The 19,731-nt window shown below is 61.4% G+C and carries 19 protein-coding genes and 1 pseudogene; 12 read left to right on the forward strand and 8 right to left on the reverse strand.

Annotated features, from left to right (window positions below; all coding sequences use genetic code 11):
- Nucleotides 1-5: 5 nt before the first annotated feature.
- From fliF to VL197_14395, 8 genes are all read right to left on the reverse strand, one after another.
- Nucleotides 6-1,538, reverse strand: coding sequence for a flagellar basal-body MS-ring/collar protein FliF (gene fliF, locus VL197_14360; protein ID HUJ19163.1), 1,533 nt, complete (start codon nucleotides 1,536-1,538; stop codon nucleotides 6-8).
- 93 nt (nucleotides 1,539-1,631) lie between these two features.
- Complete coding sequence (gene fliE, locus VL197_14365; protein ID HUJ19164.1) at nucleotides 1,632-1,922, reverse strand: flagellar hook-basal body complex protein FliE; 291 nt, start codon at nucleotides 1,920-1,922, stop codon at nucleotides 1,632-1,634.
- A gap of 115 nt (nucleotides 1,923-2,037) precedes the next feature.
- The gene (gene flgC, locus VL197_14370) at nucleotides 2,038-2,451 is read right to left on the reverse strand and encodes a flagellar basal body rod protein FlgC (protein ID HUJ19165.1); all 414 of its coding nucleotides are present in this window, start codon (nucleotides 2,449-2,451) and stop codon (nucleotides 2,038-2,040) included.
- A 61-nt stretch (nucleotides 2,452-2,512) separates the two neighbouring features.
- Nucleotides 2,513-2,884 (reverse strand): flagellar basal body rod protein FlgB, encoded by a 372-nt coding sequence (gene flgB / locus VL197_14375; GenBank protein ID HUJ19166.1) that lies wholly within the window; start codon nucleotides 2,882-2,884, stop codon nucleotides 2,513-2,515.
- Between the two features lie 157 nt (nucleotides 2,885-3,041).
- Nucleotides 3,042-4,346 (reverse strand): sigma-54 dependent transcriptional regulator, encoded by a 1,305-nt coding sequence (locus VL197_14380; GenBank protein ID HUJ19167.1) that lies wholly within the window; start codon nucleotides 4,344-4,346, stop codon nucleotides 3,042-3,044.
- 47 nt (nucleotides 4,347-4,393) lie between these two features.
- A complete protein-coding gene (locus tag VL197_14385; GenBank protein ID HUJ19168.1) occupies nucleotides 4,394-5,662 on the reverse strand; it encodes an ATP-binding protein in 1,269 nt (422 codons plus the stop codon).
- Between the two features lies 1 nt (nucleotide 5,663).
- Complete coding sequence (locus VL197_14390) at nucleotides 5,664-7,469, reverse strand: tetratricopeptide repeat protein (GenBank protein HUJ19169.1); 1,806 nt, start codon at nucleotides 7,467-7,469, stop codon at nucleotides 5,664-5,666.
- A 233-nt stretch (nucleotides 7,470-7,702) separates the two neighbouring features.
- The gene (locus tag VL197_14395) at nucleotides 7,703-9,145 is read right to left on the reverse strand and encodes a sigma-54 dependent transcriptional regulator (protein ID HUJ19170.1); all 1,443 of its coding nucleotides are present in this window, start codon (nucleotides 9,143-9,145) and stop codon (nucleotides 7,703-7,705) included.
- A gap of 228 nt (nucleotides 9,146-9,373) precedes the next feature.
- On the opposite strand from VL197_14395, the gene VL197_14400 reads away from it, so the two are divergent.
- From VL197_14400 to VL197_14455, 12 genes and pseudogenes are all read left to right on the forward strand, one after another.
- On the forward strand, nucleotides 9,374-9,859 hold the full coding sequence (locus VL197_14400; protein HUJ19171.1) for a flagellar basal body-associated FliL family protein: 486 nt from the start codon (nucleotides 9,374-9,376) through the stop codon (nucleotides 9,857-9,859).
- Nucleotides 9,856-10,830: a flagellar motor switch protein FliM gene (gene fliM, locus VL197_14405; protein ID HUJ19172.1), complete on the forward strand. Its 975-nt coding sequence runs from the start codon at nucleotides 9,856-9,858 to the stop codon at nucleotides 10,828-10,830. The genes VL197_14400 and fliM overlap by 4 nt, the downstream gene beginning before the upstream one ends.
- Nucleotides 10,831-10,998: 168 nt before the next feature.
- Nucleotides 10,999-11,256: pseudogene (gene fliN, locus VL197_14410) on the forward strand (flagellar motor switch protein FliN).
- Nucleotides 11,253-11,609: a flagellar biosynthetic protein FliO gene (locus tag VL197_14415; protein HUJ19173.1), complete on the forward strand. Its 357-nt coding sequence runs from the start codon at nucleotides 11,253-11,255 to the stop codon at nucleotides 11,607-11,609. Before fliN ends, VL197_14415 begins: the two are co-directional and overlap by 4 nt.
- Nucleotides 11,596-12,228: a flagellar type III secretion system pore protein FliP gene (gene fliP / locus VL197_14420; GenBank protein HUJ19174.1), complete on the forward strand. Its 633-nt coding sequence runs from the start codon at nucleotides 11,596-11,598 to the stop codon at nucleotides 12,226-12,228. Before VL197_14415 ends, fliP begins: the two co-directional genes overlap by 14 nt.
- Entirely contained in the window at nucleotides 12,225-12,494 is a 270-nt protein-coding gene (fliQ, locus tag VL197_14425) for a flagellar biosynthesis protein FliQ (GenBank protein HUJ19175.1), read from the forward strand. Before fliP ends, fliQ begins: the two co-directional genes overlap by 4 nt.
- 104 nt (nucleotides 12,495-12,598) lie before the next feature.
- Nucleotides 12,599-13,354 carry a flagellar biosynthetic protein FliR gene (gene fliR / locus VL197_14430; GenBank protein HUJ19176.1) on the forward strand — a complete coding sequence of 252 codons (756 nt, stop codon included), beginning with the start codon at nucleotides 12,599-12,601 and terminating at the stop codon, nucleotides 13,352-13,354.
- Between the two features lie 79 nt (nucleotides 13,355-13,433).
- A complete protein-coding gene (locus VL197_14435; GenBank protein HUJ19177.1) occupies nucleotides 13,434-14,477 on the forward strand; it encodes an EscU/YscU/HrcU family type III secretion system export apparatus switch protein in 1,044 nt (347 codons plus the stop codon).
- Between the two features lie 106 nt (nucleotides 14,478-14,583).
- The gene (flhA, locus tag VL197_14440) at nucleotides 14,584-16,626 is read left to right on the forward strand and encodes a flagellar biosynthesis protein FlhA (protein ID HUJ19178.1); all 2,043 of its coding nucleotides are present in this window, start codon (nucleotides 14,584-14,586) and stop codon (nucleotides 16,624-16,626) included.
- Nucleotides 16,616-17,722, forward strand: a complete 1,107-nt coding sequence (gene flhF / locus VL197_14445) for a flagellar biosynthesis protein FlhF (GenBank protein HUJ19179.1) — start codon at nucleotides 16,616-16,618, stop codon at nucleotides 17,720-17,722. Before flhA ends, flhF begins: the two co-directional genes overlap by 11 nt.
- Nucleotides 17,723-17,769: 47 nt before the next feature.
- Nucleotides 17,770-18,603 (forward strand): MinD/ParA family protein, encoded by an 834-nt coding sequence (locus VL197_14450; GenBank protein HUJ19180.1) that lies wholly within the window; start codon nucleotides 17,770-17,772, stop codon nucleotides 18,601-18,603.
- Nucleotides 18,604-18,792: 189 nt separating this feature from the next.
- Nucleotides 18,793-19,530, forward strand: coding sequence for a FliA/WhiG family RNA polymerase sigma factor (locus VL197_14455; protein ID HUJ19181.1), 738 nt, complete (start codon nucleotides 18,793-18,795; stop codon nucleotides 19,528-19,530).
- The last annotated feature ends 201 nt before the right edge of the window (nucleotides 19,531-19,731 follow it).

Genomic DNA, 19,731 nt, shown 5'->3' on the forward strand with positions numbered 1-19,731 from the left:
AATGATTATTTCTCCTCAAGCCATCCCTTGATCAGGTTCGTGGCTTCTTTGGGATTGGCCTTGGCCCAGGCGACCAGCTGCTCCTGTGACGATCGCTCGGGCGCTCCGATGGCCTTCTGCTGCTCGGCCGCGATCTGGGGCGCGAGCACAGGCCTCTGCGCCGGCATCGATGTCAGCGTTTTCATGAGCGGCTTGATCACCATGACAAAGAGGAGGACAAGGCCGACGAGGGGAATGGCGAACTTTGCGCCGGTCATGATCATCGGCATGGCGCTCTGCACACCGCCGCCGGTCTCGGCGATCTCCTCCTGAGGAGCCACCTCGAAGGGCATGTTCACGACCTTCACCTCGTCACCCCGGTCCTGGCTGTATCCCACGGCCTTCTTCACCATGTCCTCGAACTGCCGCACCTCTTCCTCGCTCCGGGGTGTGTATTTCTTGTCCGTCGAACCCTGCTGGGCGGCGTAGGTGCCGTCCACGAGCACGACGACGGAAAGCCGCTTGAGTTCGTTCGCCGGGCTCACGACGCGGCTGATCGTCTTGCTGACCTCGTAATTGATGGTCTCGCTCTTCTTTTCCGACATTCCCTGGGTCGTCGGCGATGCCTGGGCCGCCTGCTGTTTTCCCGGGAGGTTCGACGTCGTACCGGGTATGCCGCCGGACGTGCCGCTCGTGGACTTCTCCGTGTTCCGCTGCTCGCTCCTCGCCACCTGGCTTTCGGGGTCGTACTTTTCCTCGGTCTTCTCCACTTTCGTGAAATCGAAGCTCGCCGCGGCCCGCGCCTTGATCTTGCCCTTGCCCACCACGGGCTCCAGCATGCCCGTGACACGCGTCTCGATCTCCTTTTCGAAGCTCCGCTGGTACTCCAGCTGCCCGCCCGACGCGGCGAAGTTCTCGTCAACCACGGACGTGAGCATCTCTCCGGTGCTGTTCACGACCGACACGTCCCGCGCGTCAAGGCCTTCGACACTGCTCGAGACGAGGTGCACGATGCCCTGCACCTGTCCCGCGGACAACCGTTTTCCCGCCTTGAGCTTGATCAGGACCGAAGCCTTGGGCCGGTCCTCCTTCTGCATGAAGAGGCTTTTCTCGGGCACCACCAGATGGACCCGGCTCTGGTCGATCTCGGCCAGCGACCGTATGGTCCGGGACAGCTCCCCCTGGAGCGCCCGGCGGTAGTTCAGCTTCTGCACGAAATCCGTCATGGTGAAGCTGGTCTTGTCGAACAGCTCGAAGCCGACGCCGCCGCCCTGGGGCAAACCCTGCCCGGCCAGCTGGAGCCGGAGCTCATAGACCTTGTCGGCGGGGACCATGATCCCGCCCGCCGTCGTGGTATAGGGCACACGCATTTCCGTCAGCTTCTGGGCGATGGCTCCCGCGTCCTCTTCGGACAGGTTCGAATACAAGAGCTGATTGTCAGCCTTCTGGACCCATGTCGCCAGAAGGATCCCGGCAGTGATCACCAGCCCAAGCACCACGAGCAGCGTGATCATTTTCTTCGGGGGCATTGTTCTTACCTGTTCCAGCAATTCAGCCATAATTTACCTCGAGGTATCGCAAGGGGCAGAGCGCATGGCGCATGAAGCAAAAGACCAGTGCCTCTGCTCCACGCCCTCCCCTCAGCTGATTGATTACACCTGCATCCGCATGATCTCTTCGTACGCGGAGAGCAGCTTGTTCCGGACCTCCACCATGAGCTGGAAGTTCATGTCCGCTTTCTCCATGGAGATGATGGCCTGGGTCGGATCGCCGCCCGAGGCGAGCTCCTTGACGGCCTTTTCGGCGTCGGTCTGCACCTGGCTCAGCTTGCCCATCGCCTCCTGCATGATGTCTTCGAACCCCTTCCCCGCGTCCTTCGACGCCGGCTTGAGTTCGGGCAGCCCCGGGGCTGGTCCGAGACCATTGATTTTGAGATCAGACATGAGAACCTCCTGAAGATTCGACACATGGTGTAACCAAAGATGCACACAGGTTTCAGAAAAAGGACTGGCGTTGTCCTCCACTGCTAGCCGAGCTCATCTGTGGCAAAAACGGTTTTTACACTTTTCCCATCTCCAGCGTCTTCGCGAACATCGCCTTCGACATGTTGAATGCCGAGACCGAGGCTTCGTACGCCCGCGACGCCATCATCATGTTCACCATCTCCTCGATGACGTTCACGTTCGGCATTGCCAGAAATCCATCGGCATTCGCGTCGGGGTGACCCGGGTCGTAGATCATCTTGAAAGGGGACTCGTCGCGCACAATGGCGGTCACCTTCACGCCTTCGAGCCCTGCCTGACCCCCGCCAAGGTTCTCGGTCGTGAAGACGGCGTCCTGCCTGCGGTAGGGTCCGCCCTCGGTGCTCCTCGTGGACTGGGCGTTCGCCAGGTTCGACGCGATGACGTTCATGCGCTGCCGCTGGGCGGCGAGCGCCGATGCGCTGACGTGAAACACTCCGAAAGAATCCATGTGCCGGCCTCCTTAAATACGCTGCGCGGGGTCATGCTTCCCGCCCCGGGCCCGTGCTCCGCTAACCACTGGTCTTCATCGCGTTCTTATACATCTGTATCTTCTTCGTCAGGAGCGTGACCGCAGCCTCCATGAGCATGGCGTTCTCCGTCATCTTCGCCACCTCAAGGTCCATCTCCACGTTGTTCTTGTCAGCCCACGGCCGGCTGTCCTCGCCCTGCACTTCTCCGGCGCCGGCTGCGGACTCCCCGGCCTGCAGGTGCTGGGGGTCGGTCGTCACCATATGCATTTCGCTGCCCAGGACCTGGCCGAAGCTGACGTCCCTGGCCCGGTAATTGGGCGTGTCCACATTGGCGATGTTCGATGCAAGCACGCCATGCCTGATTCCCGTCTGCTGCACCAGGCGCTCGAGGATTTTCATACTGTCGGACATGAAATGCCTCCTTTATATATGAATCAATTACCATGCCAAAACCGGATGCTGCCTCTAACACGGATGAATACCGTAAAATCTTAATGACATCCCGTTTTATTGATCCGTGTTTACCTGTGTTCATCTGTGGTTACAAATTGTCTTTCCGGCATTTTTTTCACCCTACCGGCAATTTTTGCCCGTATTCCTGCAGTTTGTTCCGTACCGTCCTGACGCTCACGCCCAGCAGCTTCGCGGCCATTGTCTTGTTCCCGTTCACTTCTTTGAGGGTTTTCAGGATCATCTCCTTTTCCATGTCCGCGAGCTTGCCGTTCGCCGCAGCCCTCGGCTCCGCCTGGTCGAACATCAGGTGTTCGGGCGTGACGGCATCGCCCGCGCAAAGGAACACGGCGCGCTGCATGATGTTCTCGAGCTCGCGCACGTTCCCGCGCCAGGGCATACCCTTGAGCAGGTCCAGGGCTTCCCCGGCGCAGCCGCCGATGCTCTTGCCTGCCGCGGTGGAGCAGGCCTTGATGAAATGGTTCGCGAGCAGTTCGATGTCCTCGGGCCGCTCGCGGAGCGCAGGCACCTTCAGCGGGAACACGTTCAGCCGGTAGAACAGGTCCTCCCGGAACCTGCCCCCGGCGCACTCCTGCGCGAGGTCACGGTTCGTCGTTGCAATCACACGCACGTCGACGCGGACGGGCTCCCTGCCGCCGACGCGGTCGATCTCGCGCTCCTGCAGCACGCGGAGCAGCTTTGCCTGGAGCAGCAGGGGCATCTCTCCGATCTCGTCCAGCAGGATGGTGCCGGTGTCGGCCAGCTCGAGCTTTCCCTTCTTGCGCTCCACGGCGCCGGTAAAGGCGCCCTTCTCGTGTCCGAACAGCTCCGATTCGAGCAGGTTCTCGGGGATCGCGGCACAGTTCACGGCGATGAAGGGATTCTGCTTCCTCCTGCTCGAGCGGTGAATGTGGCGGGCGAGCAGTTCCTTCCCGGTGCCGCTCTCGCCCGTGATCAGCACGGTGATGTCGTTGCCCGCGAGATCGCCCGCGAGCCGGATGATCTTCTGCATCTCGCGGCTGCCGGTCAGCAGCTCCTTGTCCGCCGTGGTCCTGGTTATGATCCCCGCGATCATCTTGCCCAGGGTGTCGAAGGAAAAGGGCTTCATCAGATAATCGGTGGCGCCCTCTTTCATCGCCTCGACGGCGTTCTCTACGGTTCCGAAGCCGGTGATCACGAGCACTGGCACATTGCCCACGCAGCGCCGCACCTCCTTCAGGAACGAGAGCCCGTCCATGCGCGGCATCTTCATGTCTGTAACGATGAGCGAGCAGGCGCCCTTCTTCAGCTTCCCGAGGGCGTCTTCGCCCCCCTCGCAGAGCACGACGGGGTACCCCAGCCGCTGGACGGCCTCCCTGAGCGCCAGCCGCATCTGGGCGTCATCATCGACGACGAAGACCGGTTTTGCAATCGTTGCATTCACGACAGAGCTCCTTTCAAAGGTCCGCATTCCGAAATCCGCTTTTCACGTCAAAACGAATAATAGGCAAGCCCGTATTTGGCATCGGGCTCGGGCAGCTGCTCTGAATGTTCGGTATCGACCAGCTCGACGGTTCCTTCTCTTCCGGCGTCCCGATGACAGATCGGCTCTTCGTTCAGGGGAAAAGAGAGGCGAAACGTGCTGCCTTCCCCGGGCTCGCTGCTCACGTTGACGAAGCCGTTGTTTGCCTGCATGATCGTGTTGACGATAGCCAGTCCCAGACCCGTGCCCTCATCCTTGGTCGTAAAGAACGGATCGAAGATTTTTTCAATGTGCTCCGGCGCGATGCCGGCGCCCGTGTCGCGGATGATGACGGCAGCCCGGCCTCCCTCCCGCTCGATGCGCGCGTCGATGAAGCCGCCATCCGGCATAGCCTGGACCGCGTTGATCAGCAGGTTCAGGAACACCTGCTTCAGCAGCTCGGGGTCGCCGGCCATCTCGCAGGGGGGGGCGTCCAGCGAAAGCCGCACCCTCCGCGAGTCGAACATGGCCTGGAGCAGTCCGACGCTGTCCCGGAGGACCTCGTCGAGCCGCATCGGGGAAAGAGTGGGCTTGTTGGGACGCGCAAAGAGCAGCATGTTCGTCAGGATGCTGTTGATGTTCCCGATGCCGGCCGTGATCCCCTGGGCGAGCCCCCGGTGTTCCGGTGCTGTCAGCTCCCGTTCAATCATGCTCGAAAAAAGCTCGATGCTGCAGAGGGGGTTCCGGATCTCGTGCACGAGCCGGGCGGCCATCTCTCCCATCGCGATCAGCCGCTGGTTGCGCTCGTGAAGCTGCTCCAGTTCCCGCATCCGTGTAATGTCCTTGATCAGGATCACGCGGCCCCGAAGGCATCCCTCCGCGTCAACGACATCGGACTGGGAAAGAATGACGGAGTACCGTCTGCTCCCCGCCTCAAGCCAGATGCCGTTCGCGTCCTCGTTCATCGTAAAGGGGAGCGACGTGAAGGGCATGCCGATCGCCTCGCCCAGGCTGGTCTGCAGGAGCTCTTCCGCGGACCGGTTCATGGTCGTGACCCTGCCCTCGGGGTCGACCGCGATGATCGCTTCCTCGAGGTTATAGAGGACGGCCTTGAGATAGTCCTTGTTCCGCTCCGCATCGGCGAGCGCATCGTTCAACTGCCGGTTGCGGACCTCGAGCTCGCCCGTGAGGTGCACGATCCGCTCCTGAAGCTGCTGGTAGTAGGACTCCAGGCTCTTCGAGGCCGAGGCAAAGTTCTGAAAGGCCTCGTTCAACCGCTCCACGTTCATCTGTGCCATATCACTCGACCTTCCTGCGCAGCGCCGCGCTCCTGAGCTCCGCCTCGGCGAAGCGACCGACGGCTCCCGTGGACGTCCGGAGGGACTTCAGCGATTCGGCCCGCTCCGCGCCCCCCGAGAGTTCCGCAATGCGGTAGTGTGCCCATTCCCGGTCGCTGCGCTGACCGCTACCGGGAACGCTCTTCTGATCGAGAGCCTCCTTGTAGTAGCGGACCGCTTCCTTCCGCTGCCCCGCTTCGACGAGCAGGTCCGCAAGCCGGATATACACGGGGAGCGTGCCCGGCGACTTTTTGAACTGCCGGTCGCAGTAATCGACGGCGCTTCGGACGCGCTTCGGGTCCGCCAGTCTGACTGCATCCAGGAGCAGCAGAAGGTCATCCTGCCCGGCCTCCCGGAGGGTCATGAGCCCTTCCGCGGCGGACGCCGGTTTTCGGTTCGCCAGATCGATCCGCGCCCTGACACGGACCGCTTCATCGCTGTGCCCTTTGACCCGGGCGCGCGCCAGGTAGCTGGAGGCTGTCGCCGTGTCGCCCAGGCCGGCATAGAAATCGGCGAGCAGCAGGCGCGCCTGGGTTTTCGCGTCGCCGGGGCCGTATCTGATCAGCCACGTGCACACATCGATGAAAGGCTTGCCGGTGTGACGCAGCCCCCTCGCGATCCTGACCAGTGTCGGCGACCGCGTGGGCTCGAGGAGCCAGCGGCCGCCGATGCTCCAGAGTTTGACCATATCGGCCGACTTCCCGCCTGCGGCCTCGAGCAGGATCGTCTCGAGCTCGTCTAGGGCGGCTCCCGACGGAGTTCTCCGGTAGATGAGTTCCTTCAGGAGCCGCAGGGAATCCTCGTACCGGCCCTGTTCCCGGTACAAGCGGGCGAGCAGCAGCGCCGCCCTGTCGTAGGCGCTGCCGTAGGGATAGTTTTTCCGAATCCCCTGGAGCGCGGCCTCGGCCTCCTTATAGCTTCCGAGTTTGGTGAAGGCCTCCGCCTGCAGCAGAATCGCCTCCCGCCTGATGGTCCGCTCGGGCGATACCGACGCGGCACGGAACTGTTCTGCAGCCCTATCGTATGACCGCTCGTCCATCGCGATCATGCCCAGGCCCAGGGATGCCTTGTATTTGAAGGCGTCGTCCTTGACGGCATTGAAATAGATCCGCGAATCATTGAGGTTCCCCGACTGGCGGAAACTCTCTGCCATGTTGTACAGCGTCTCGCCGGGGGAGTTCAGGATGTTCGGGTCCTCCTTGAGGAGCCGCTGGTAGATCTCATGGGCCTCCGCGCTGCGGCCGAGCCTCTGGAGAGCGCCGGCCTTGCCATAGCTCGCCCGCAGTGATGTGCCGGACTTCTCGAAATGGGCGAGGGACTCACGGTATTCGCCGAGCCGGTAGCGCGCCTCCGCGATGCCCAGCTCTGCCTGCTCGGTGAGGGAGGATTTCGGAAACGTCTTGAGCAAAACATCGAGGCAAACGGCAGCCTCCGTATCGTAGCCCAGGCGGGAGTATGTCTCGGCGCGCTCCAGAAGGAGCTGCTCCTTATCGGCCTGCGAGGTCGAATAAATATAGGCCATGCGGTAATGCTCGATCGACTCGTAGACCCGCTCCGCCTGCACCAGCGTTCGCGCGTACAGGGCATGATAAAGGGATCGCTCCTCGGGATCGGGAGGGTAAGAGGAGAGGACTGCGAGAGCCTGATCAGGTTTGTTCTCCTTGACCAGGTCCCGAGCCCTCTCCATCGGGGAGGGGAGCGCGTTCCTGTCAGCCGGCAGTGCCGGCACCGGGTTAAGCAAAATCAGCGACAGGGCAAGTGCGTGCATGAAGGACCTCATGCCCGCTGATATTAGCAACAAGCATGCCCGTTGGTAAGTATCTGAACTTTAATGACTGTAACGGAAGAATTGCCGTCAGATTAATGACGTTGACGAAGGATTGGCGGGCGAGGATTCAAGCTGATTCAAATGTCAAATCGAAAACCAGGGAGCAAACTGTCTCCCATTCCCGGTGGCAGCATCCCGTAAAACCTTGATGCTTCGACATCGGTCACTTCAGATTACTTCTTCTGCATATCGATGCCCATCTTTTTCATCTTTTCCAGAAGCGTGGTCCGGTTGAGGCCGAGCAGCTGGGCCGCCTTGCTCCGGACGCCGCCGGTCCTCTGAAGGGCCTGCATGATCAGGCTCCGCTCCACGTCGCCGACCATGCGGTTCAGATCAACGCCCTCGTCGCCGATCTCGATCCCGGCGGGACGGGCCGTCGCCCCGGCAGTCGCATCCTGCAGGCCCGGCGCTGGACGCTCTGCCTTGTCCAGATGAGGCAGGGCCATCTGATGCAGCTTTTCCGGAAGGTCTGCTACCCGAACGATCTTGCCGCTCACCAGGATCGTGAGGCGCTCAATGAGGTTCTCCAGTTCGCGCACATTGCCCGGCCAGCGGTACTTCATCAGGCATTCCAGCGCCTCCGGCGAGAAGGTGAAGGGTTCGCGCTTCCTTTTCTTCGAGAACTCCTGTACGAAGTGAGCGATCAGGAGGGAGATGTCCTCTACCCTGCTCCTGAGCGGGGGAAGATGGAGCGGAATGACATTCAGGCGGTAATACAGGTCCTCCCGGAACGTGCCTTCCTTGGTGGCTTTTTCCAGGTCCTTGTTCGTGGCGGCAAGGATGCGCACATCCACTTTGATCGTCTTGATCCCGCCCACCCGCTCGAACTCCCGCTCCTGCAGCACACGGAGCAGTTTTACCTGGAGCGCGGGATCCAGCTCGCCGACCTCGTCGAGGAAGAGCGTGCCTCCCTGGGCAAGCTCGAACCGGCCGATCCGGGTGTTGATGGCCCCGGTGAACGCTCCTTTTTCGTGGCCGAAGAGCTCGGATTCGAGCAAATCCTTGGGGATGGCTGCGCAATTGAGCGGGACGAAGGGGCCCCCCGCCCTGCTGATGTTGTTGTAGTGGATCGTTTTGGCGATCAGTTCCTTACCGGTCCCGCTCTCGCCTGTGATGAGGACCGTGCTGTCCGTGTCTGCGATCTTCTCGATCATCTCGTACACGGCCTGCATGAGGGGCGCGTCGCCGATGAGGCCCTTGAAATTGTACTTCTTCTTGAGCTGCATCTTGAGCATCACGTTCTCTTTTTGCAGCTTCGATAGGGAGAGCGCCTTGTCGATCACGATCATGAGCTCTTCGAGGTTGAAGGGTTTCGTGACGTAGTCGAACGCACCGATCCTCATAGCCTCGACCGCGGTTTGGACCGTTCCGTAGGCCGTCATGACGATAACGGGAGCGCTCAGCTTCGATGCGGAGACTTCCTTCAGCACATCCATGCCCGTGATGCCGGGCATGACGAGGTCGGTCAGAACGAGATCGAACTTCTCGGCGCGCAGCTGGTCCAGGCCTGCCTCGCCGGTCTTCGCAATCGTAACCTCGAATCCCTTTGCGATCAAAAAAGACCGGAGAACATCCTGGACGGTTTCATCGTCTTCTATGACAAGAACTCTATGCATACGCGCTTAACATAACAAATATTCGCCCTCCTGTCAACTGATTGACACGTGCTGAGTGCGCTGACAAACCGGCAGCTCGCTTGAAGGTTCTTCGACAGGGGAATGCGAGCTGGCTCTCCAGAAAGTCATTCCTTTGACGGGCCTCAAAGATCGGTCTTCCGTTTTTTCAATGCGTTGGCTCGGGCATGCTATTTGTATAAGCCAGATGATCATGAAGGAGGTCGTGTCATGGCCGAAGAAAAAGAAGATGTGCAGCCTGATGATGAAAAGGAAACTCGAGCACAGAAAAGCAACAAAAGCCTGTTCCTCGTCATCGGCATCCTGGTGATCGCGCTCGCCGGCGGCGTCGCAGCGTATGTGCTGCTCTTCAGCGGCAAGGGTCATCAGGAAGCGAAAAAGGAGGAGAAAAAAGAGGTAAAGAGCGTGCTCATCGCGCTGGACGCCTTTGTTCTCAATCTTGCCGAACAGGGGCGGTTCCTCAAGGTGACAATGCAGTTCGAGATCGCCGATCCGTCCAACCAGCAGCTCATGGCGGAAAAGACCCCCCAGCTCCGCGACGCGATCATCACGCTGGTGAGCAGCAAGTCGGCCGAATCCCTGTCGAGCCCGGAAGGAAAATTCCAGCTGAAGGACGAGCTCCTGCTCCGGGCGAACCAGTCCATGGGGAAAGACATCTTCAAGAACCTCTACTTTACGGAGTTTGTAATGCAATGAGCGACATCCTCTCACAAGACGAAGTTGATGCATTGCTGAAGGGCGTCCGGTCGGGAGACATCGACACCGAGACGGCCAAGCAGAAGATCATGTCCGGCATCAGGCCCTACGACCTGACGAGCCAGGAGCGCATCGTGCGGGGCAGGATGCCGGGGCTCGAGATGGCGAACGAGCGGTTCGCCCGGTTCTTCCGGAACACGGTCTCCGGCCTGATGATGAAGTTCGTGGACGTGAGCATCCACAACCTGCAGATCATCAAGTTCGGCGAATTCATGAAGACCATCCCCTTCCCCTCGAGCATCAATATTTTCAAGATGGAGCCGCTCAAGGGATACTCCCTGCTGGTCGTGGAGGCGCCCCTCGTATTCGCCTTCGTGGAGTTCTTCTTCGGCGGCGCAACGGCGCGGCACGTCAAGTCCGAGGGCAGGGCCTTCACGTCCATCGAGCAGGGCGTGATCCGGAAGGTCATCGCCATGGCGCTCAACGACCTGTCCATGGCCTGGGCCGGCATCGAGACGATCACACCGGAGCATGTCGGCTCCGAGATGAACCCCCAGTTCGTGACGATCGTGACGCCCAGCGAGATCGTTATCAAGGTCGAGGTCCACATCGAAGTCGAGGATTTCACCGGCAAGCTCTTCTTCTGCGTTCCCTACTCCATGATCGAGCCGGTGAAGGAGAAGCTCTATTCGGGCATCCAGGGCGACAAGCTCGAGCTGGACCAGCGATGGGTGGAGCGACTCAAGAATATCCTCATGGGCTCGCCGGTCGAAATCTCCGCCGAGATGGGCCAGGTCAACGTCCTGTTCGGCGACCTCATGAGCCTCAAGGTGGGCGATGTGCTGACACTGAACCGGTGCACGAGCGACAACCTCACCATCAAGGTGCAGGACATCCCGAAATTCGCGGGACAGCCCGGCTTCAGCCGGGGCACGCAGGCCATACGTATCAATAAGATTTTGACGAAATGAGGAATTAGGAATGAACAAGGACGGCGGTCAGGCATTCATTCCTCATCTCTAATTCCACATTCAGCAAAGGAGCGGCACATGACACAACCACAGAGCAACGTTCAGAACGGAACGGCACAGGGAGCGGGATTCGAGGAACTGAAGGCCGACAGGGCCCCGGGGGCCTCCCGGGACATGGACTTCCTTCTTGACGTCCCCCTCGAGGTGACCGTCGAGCTGGGCAGGTCCCGGATGCTGATCAAGGACCTCCTGCAGCTCGGCCAGGGCTCGGTGGTCGAGCTCGAAAAGCTCGCGGGCGAGCCCATGGAGATCCTGGTGAACAACAGGCTAATCGCCCGGGGCGAGGTCGTGGTGGTCAATGAAAAGTTCGGGGTGCGGCTGACGGACATCATCAGCCCCACGGAAAGGATTCGGCAGCTCAAATGACGGACCTCTATTTTCAGATGGGAATCGCCCTTGCCATCGTGGTCGGACTGATCGCCCTGCTGGGCGTGGCGATGAAAAAGAAACAGGATAAGGATGGCCTGATGAAGATGCTGGGATACCAGTCCCTGGGGCCGAAGAAGGGGATCGCCGCGGTCCGGATCGGCAGGGAAGTGCTGCTCGTCGGCGTGACGGCAACGGACCTCAAGCTCCTCAAGTCCCTTGATGAGTCGCAGGAGGAGCAGGGGGAGCCGCGGCCCGCGCAGGCCGCCGCGGAAAAGGCGACGGTCGCGGACATCAGCGCGAAGCTCAAGCGGCTGAAAGCGATGAAGGACATGCTCTATGCAGTTAAATGATCCCGTTATAGAGGTTTTTCTGATCATCAGCTTCCTGTCGTTCCTCCCGGCGATGCTGGTGATGTTCACCTCCTTCACGAGGATCGTGGTGGTGCTCTCCTTCCTCCGCCAGGCGATCGGAGGCCAGCAGATCCCGCCGAACATGGTCATCATCGGCCTGGCCGTGTTCCTCACGTTCTTCATCATGTCGCCGGTCGTGGACGTGATCACGAAGGACGCCATCGGGCCCTACCTGGACAAGAAGATTACGATGCAGCAGGCGCTGGCGGTCGCGTCGCCGCCGATCAAGGGGTTCATGCTGCGCCAGACGCGCCAGAAGGACATTGCCCTGTTCCTGAACATAGCGAAGACACCGGTCCCGGCCACGCCGGACGAGCTGCCCCTCCGGATCGTGGTGCCGGCCTTCGCGATCAGCGAGCTCAAAACGGCCTTCGAGATCGGCTTTCTCATCTACCTGCCCTTCCTGATCATCGACGTCGTGGTCTCGAGCGTCCTGCTCTCCATGGGTATGATGATGCTGCCGCCGGTCCTCGTGTCCCTGCCGTTCAAGCTGCTGCTCTTCGTGCTGGTGGACGGGTGGAACCTCGTGGTGGGATCGCTGGTAAGGAGCTTTCAATGACGATAGACATGGTAAAAGAACTGTCCGGCGAAGTGTTCAAGACGATCCTCATCGTGTCGAGCCCGGTGCTGCTCGTGAGCCTCGTGGTCGGGCTCGTCATCAGCCTGTTCCAGGCCGTGACGCAGATCCAGGAATTCACGCTCACCTTCGTGCCGAAGATCATCGCCGTATTCGTCTGCCTGTTCCTGTTCTTCCCGTGGATCGCTCAGACGCTGATGACCTTCACGACGAATTTGATAACGAACATACCGGCGTATATCCGGTGAAAAAAGAGGAACCACGGGGCCGCTTTGCGGACACGCAGAGAGCCCTTGATTCCCGGATGAAAAGAAGATTGTAACCGTGTGCGGCGAAGCCGCCAGTGGTCTGCATGAATATGGATATAAGCCAATATATACCCAACTTCCTCTTCATCCTCCTGCGGGCGGGCATCGTCCTCATGCTGATGCCCGTCTTCGGCAGCCAGAGCTTTCCGCCTCAGTTCCGGATCGGCCTGGCCGTGGCCATCGCCCTCGTCCTGGCGCCGGTAATCCCGTTCCAGGTCGCCCGGGCGGAGATCCCCGCGGTCGTGGCCCGGGAGGTCATGTTCGGCATGGTCTTCGGCCTTGCCGCGCGCTTCATCTTCTTCTCCGTGGACATGGCGGGCCAGGTCATGAGCAACGCGACCGGCCTGTCCATGGCGACCCTGTTCAATCCCGAGATCGGCCAGTCCACGGAGATCTCGCAGCTCTACGGCATCATCACGATGCTCCTGTTCCTGGCCATGGACATCCACCATGATCTCATCGCCGTGTTCGTCAGGAGCTATGAGTGGCTTCCGGCGGGCGCGGCCAGCGCGGGGGCGCTTGCCGCGGCCGGCGTTTCCTTCGCGACGAAGCTCTTCGTCATCGCGCTCAAGATCAGCGCACCGGTGATCATCGCCATGTTCATCGCGAACCTGCTCATGGGCTTCATCTACAAGGCCGCGCCGCAGATCAACATCTTCTTCGTGGGGTATCCGGTCCACCTCTTCGTCGGGTTTCTGGTGATGCTGATCAGCATCCCCGTGTTCGTGCTGGTGATGGGCGGGTATTTCAACGGCCTTAAGGATGAGCTGAGCCGTGTTGTCGTGATGATGAAAGGCTGAAAGGCCGTGAAGGGCGGGACGGAAGGGCGGAAATCCCTTCTCCCCTTTCCCCTGGCGCCGGCCCCTTACGGATTTTACCATGGCTGAAACAGAGAGCGAAGACAGGACAGAACAGGCAACACCCCGGCGGCGCCAGAAAGCGCGCGAAGAGGGCCGCATTGCGCGGAGCCGCGAACTCGTCGGCATGGCGTCCCTGGGCGGCATCCTGTCCGTGTTCTACCTGGCCGGGACCTCTTTCATGAGGAACCTGGCCGGCCTGACCGGCAGGCTGCTCGGCCTGCGGTACGGGCGCGACTCCCTCGCGGTCATCCGGTCGGCCTCCCTCGAGATGATGTGGATCCTGGCCCCCTTTTTCGCGGCCGCAGTGGCCGCCGCCCTGCTGTCGAGCCTTGCCCAGGGCGGGTTCCTGGTCAAGCCGCTGAGCTTCGACCTTGAACGGATCAACCCGCTCAAGGGGTTCAAGAACCTCTTCTCGATCACCGCCCTCCCGGGCTTTCTGAAGAGCCTCCTCAAGTTCGTGCTCGGCGTGACGATCTTCTATCTCGTCATGAAAAAGGTCCTCCTGGCCCTTCCCGTGGCCTCGGCCCTGGAGATCGGCGATATTCAGAGACTTGCCGGCGCCCTGGTCGGCAAGGCGGTCCTCTACATGTTCGGGACGTTCTTCGTGCTGGCCGGGGCCGACTATGCCTACGAATGGTGGAAGCTCGAGCGGTCCCTGCGCATGACCAAGGATGAGATCCGCGAGGAGTTCCGCGAATCCGAGGGCGACCCGCTCATCAAGGCGAAGATCAAGGCGCTGCAGAAGGACATGGCCCGCCGCAGGATGATGGAGGCCGTTCCCAAGGCCACCGTGGTGATCACGAACCCGACCCACATCGCGGTCGCGCTGTCCTACCGGAAGGAAGAGAGCGAGGCCCCGCGGGTCGTGGCCAAGGGCAAGGGGTTCGTGGCGCAGAAGATCAAGGAGATCGCCCGCAGCCACCGCATCCCCCTGGTCGAGGACAAGCCGCTGGCGCGCGCCCTCGTGAAGTTAAAGCTCGATGCGGCGATCCCGGCGGAGCTGTACCGGGCGGTCGCGAAGATCCTGGCGTACATCTATAAGCTGCGGGGCGCCGCGGCATGAGCGGCAATAAGAACCCGGACCGCATGACGCTGTGGTGCATCATCACGGCTCTTCCTGCGCTGTCATCCGCGTCCGTCAGTGCCGGACTTCCCTTGAGGTTTGAACGATGGCCTTCATAGCAACCTTACAGCAGCGCGGCGACGTGATCGTTTCGGTGAGCGTCGTGTCGATCCTGGGCGTGATGATCCTTCCGGTCCCGGCCTTTGTTCTCGACATCCTGCTCTCCTTCTCGATCTCGCTCGCGGTCGTGATCCTCGTCTCGGCCGTGACCATCAAAAGGCCCCTGGACCTGTCCGCGTTCCCGTCGATCCTGCTGATGACCACGCTCTACCGGCTGTCGCTCAACATCGCCTCGACGCGGCTCGTCCTGCTCAAGGGGAACGAAGGGGTCGACGCGGCGGGCCAGGTGATCAAGTCCTTCGGGAACTTCGTGGTGGGCGGAAATTTCGCCGTGGGGTTCATCGTCTTCATCATTCTCGTCATCATCAATTTCGTCGTCATCACCAAGGGTTCCGGCAGGATCGCCGAGGTCGCCGCGCGCTTCGCACTGGACGCCATGCCGGGAAAACAGATGGCCGTCGACGCGGACCTGAACGCCGGCCTCATCGACGAGGCCACGGCGCGGAAGCGGCGGCAGCTGGTCGCGCAGGAGGCTGACTTCTACGGCGCCATGGACGGCGCCAGCAAGTTCGTGCGCGGAGACGCCATTGCCGGCGTGCTGATCACGTTCATCAACATCATCGGCGGGTTCACCATCGGGACGCTCCAGAAGGGCATGCCGATGGCGGAGGCTGCGAAGACCTACACCATCCTGACCATCGGCGACGGCCTCGTGGCCCAGATCCCGGCGCTGCTGGTGTCCACCGCGGCCGGCATAGTCGTCAGCCGGGCGGGGACCGAATCCGATATCGGAAAGGACATCACGCGGCAGCTCTTCATCAATCCCAAGGTGATGCTCACGGCAGGCGGCATCATGGCCTTCCTGGGCATGGTACCCGGGCTGCCGCACGTCCCCTTCTTCCTGCTCTCGGCGGCCTCGGGCGGGCTCGCCTATGCCCTGGCCCAGACCGCGGCGGAGGAAAAGAAGGAGGAGCTCCAGAAGGCCGAGGCGGCTCCTCCCCAGGAGCCGGCAATCGAGACCTTCATCGAGCTCGAACCGCTCACCTTCGAGATCGGCTACGGGCTCATCCCGCTCGTGGACGCCGGCAGGCCGGAGCTGCTGAACAAGATCAAGGCCATGCGCCGTCAGCTCGCGTCGGACCTCGGCTTCGTCGTGCCGTCGATCCACATCAAGGACAACCTGCAGCTCCGTCCCCACGAGTACACGCTCATGATCCGGGGCATCGAGGTAGCCCGCAGCGAAGTCATGATCGGCCATCACCTTGCCGTCCCGTCGGGCGGCGCGCAGCGCATCGAGGGCGTCCCGACCAAGGAGCCGGCCTTCGGCATGCCCGCCTTCTGGATCCAGGAGCGCGATGTGGAGCAGGCGCAGACCCGGGGCTACATGGTGGTCAACACCGCGACGGCCATCGTGACCCACCTGACCGAGGTCATCAAGTCCCATGCCTGGGAGCTGCTCACCCGGAACGAGGTCCAGAGCCTGCTCGACAGCGTCTCCAAGAACTACCCCAAGCTTGTCGACGAGCTCATCCCGTCGAACCTCACCCTCGGCGGACTTCAGCGCGTGCTCCAGAACCTTCTCAAGGAGCGCGTGCCGATCAACGATCTGATCACCATCCTCGAGACCCTCCTCGACTACGCCGCGTCCACGAAGGACGCCGAGGTGCTCACCGAGTTCGTGCGCCAGTCGCTCGCCCGGTACATCACGAAGCAGTACACCCTCTCCGACGGCGGCGTGCACGTGCTCACGCTGGACCCGCGGTTCGAACGGGCCCTGATCCAGGCCATGGAGGCCGGCGGCGCGATCAACCCGGACGTCGTCACCAAGCTGATGCGGACCATCGAGACCGCCATGGCGGGCGACCGGATGCGCGGGATGCAGCCCATCATTCTCTGTTCGACCCAGGCCCGCCGGTTCCTGCGGAAGATCGTGGAGCGGTTCCTGCCGGCCATCGTGGTCCTGTCCAACGCGGAACTCGCCCCCACGGCGCGACTCTATACGACGGGAGTGCTGAAATATGAAGATTAAGAAATTCACCGCGAAGACCTTTGCCTTGGCGCTGGCGCAGGTCCGCAAGGAGCTGAGCGAGGACGCGATCATCCTCTCGTCGGAGGAGAAGAAGGGCCTGCGGCCCCATGTCGAGGTCACGGCGGCGATCGACTTTGACGCTGCCGAGGCGCCGTCAGTCCGGGGTTCGCAGTTCGGAGTGCGGAGCAAACCGCAGGCGGACAGCTCCGACCTTCCCGCTCCGGACTCCCTTCAGCCATCCCGTCCGTCAGCCGCGCCCTCAGGCGCCGGCGTTGAAGAACTGAAGGCGGAGCTGAGCGGCCTCAAGACCATGCTCGAGGGCATGAAGAACAGCGGGTACGAGATGTCGCTCCCCGCCGCGAAGCGGGCGGTGGTGAACTTCCTCACCGAGCGGTCCGTTCGCCAGGAGTACGCCCTGCGGCTGTCCGACAAGACGACGGACCTCAGCGAGATACCGCTCTACCTTTCGGCGGACATCCGGGTGAAGCGCTCTCCCCTCATGAGGAAGGCGGTCATGCTCATCGGACCGACCGGCGTGGGCAAGACCACGACGATCGCCAAGCTCGCGGCCCAGGCCGTGAAGGCGGGGAAAAAGGCTGCCGTCATCAATCTCGACACGTACCGGATCGGGGCGGCCGAACAGGCCCGCATCTACTCGCGCATCATCGGCATCCCCCTGGCTACGGCCACCACCACGGCAGAGTTCCGCAGCAATCTGATCAAGTTCAGCGAGAGCCGCGACGTGGTGTTCATCGACACGACGGGCCGGAACCCCCGGGACGAGTCGTACATCAGGGCGCTGTCCGAGCTCTGTGCTTCGGACATTCCCCTCGAGACCCACCTGCTCATGAACGCCAACGGCGACGACGAGTGCATGATCGAGGCGTACCGCTCCTATTCGCGGCTGCCGATCGACTACATCGCCTTCACCAAGGTGGACGAGGCCGTGCGGTTCGGGTCCCTGTACAACCTGATCCTGACGTACCAGAAGCCCGTTGCCTACTTGACGACCGGCCAGCGGGTCCCGGGCGACATCGAGTACGCCACGGTGGGCAGGCTGGCCGGCCTCATCGTGAAGAAGGAATGCAGCGTGTGAAGTTCGTTTGAGCCGTTTACCCGACGATGTACGTGAAGGAGTTCGCAATGTCGAACGAGCAGGAAAAGAAGCGATACGTGAAGACCATCGCCGTGGCCAGCGGCAAGGGCGGCGTGGGAAAGACGAACGTCGCCGCGAATCTCGCCATTGCGCTGCGGAAGCTCGGCAAGAGCGTCATGATCGTCGACGCGGACCTGGGCCTCTCCAACATCGACGTCCTGCTTCACCTGGCGCCGAAGTACACCATGCAGCACATGCTGAGCGGGGAGATGGCGCTTAAGGACATCGTGGTGGAGGGCCCGCACGGGGTCAAGATCCTGCCGGCAGGCTCCGGTGTCCAGGAACTGACGGCTCTCGACGAATTCCAGCGCCTGAAGATCCTCGAGGCCTTCGATGCCTATGAGAGCGACATCGATGTGCTCCTCATCGACACGGCCGCCGGGATCTCGGAGAACGTCGCCTTCTTCTGCATCGCGGCCCAGGATCTCGTCATCGTCACATCGCCGGAGCCGACCGCCATCACCGACGCCTACGCCCTGATCAAGGTCCTGCACACCCGGTACCAGGAGAAGGAGTTCCTCGTCCTGGTGAACCAGGCGGGGAGCGCCGACGAGGCCGTTGAGGTCTTCCGGCGCCTTTCCCTTGCCGCGGAGAGGTTCTTGAACATCTCGCTGGATTATCTCGGCTTTCTTCCCTACGACGAGGCCGTCCCTGCGTCGGTCCGCGCGCAGAAGCCGTTCCTGGACCTCTATCCCCGGAACGACATCTCCCGGCGGATCACGGAGATCGCGAAAAAATTCCTGGACCGCTCCGACCGCGTGAAGGGAACGCTCCAGTTCTTTATCGGCAACCTGCTGTCAACCGCGGATACGACGCGATAAGAAGCGGAGGCGCTATTCCCGGAAGGGCCCGTCGCGCGAGGACACATGACAGGGCAGAGCGGAGACAGGACGTCAGAGAACCACGTACGCCGTTAGTCAGTTCGGCAGTGCTTTTTGGTATGACCATGAGATTCTGCAATGTGAACGTTGCCTTTTTAGTGAATTTAAACCCATAGAGTGAGGTGCGCCATGCCGGACTACGCCACGGAATTGAGCGAGCAGGAAAAAGAACGGATCATCAATGACTCGATGCCGTTCATCAAATACACGGCCTACCGGCTTATGCACCGGCTTCCGCCGCAGCTGTCCGTGCAGGACCTGATCAGCGTCGGCGTCATGGGGCTGCTCGACGCGCTCCAGCGGTACACCGAGGGACGCGTGAAACTGAACACCTTCGTGGAATACCGGATCAAGGGCGCCATGCTCGACGAGCTCAGGTCGAACGACTGGGTCCCCCGCTCGCTGAAGGACAAGATCGGCCAGATCAAGAGGGCCCATCGCCGGCTGGAGCTGGAGCTGGGGCGTCCGCCGGACGAGGAGGAGGTGGCGCAGAGCCTCAAGATGACCCTCGACGAGTACTACCGGACGCTCCAGAGCGCGAGCAACGCCGTCGTGTTCAGCTTCGAGGACTTCCGTGACCGTGCCGGGGAAGACGGCGACATGGACGTGACCGAATGCATTCCCGACAAGACGATGAAGACGCCGCTCGAACATCTGGAGGAGAACAGCGCCCGCGAGGCGCTCGCCCAGTTCATCGGGCAGCTTCCGGAAAAGGAAAAGCTGATCCTGTCGCTGTACTACTGGGAGGAGCTGACACTCAAGGAAATCGGCAAAGTGATGAACCTCAGCGAAGGCCGCGTATGCCAGATTCATAACCAGGCCCTGATCAGGCTCAAAGCCCAGATGAAGGCCCCCGTCCTGCGCTAGACCGCCCGCTCACCCACGGCCCGTTCTCCCTCTTTGGCCGGGAGACCTAAAGATTTCCCCGGGAAATGACGATAAGTACGTTCGAGAGGACTTTGCCATGCTCGAACGAAACGAACTTACCACGTGGTTGCAGAAGCTTGCCGATGCCGACCCTGTCGAGAGAAGATGCGCGGCTGAGGCGCTTGCGGCCGGAGATGAACG

The sequence above is a fragment of the Nitrospirota bacterium genome (assembly GCA_035516965.1).
Lineage (GTDB): Bacteria > Nitrospirota > UBA9217 > UBA9217 > UBA9217 > MHEA01.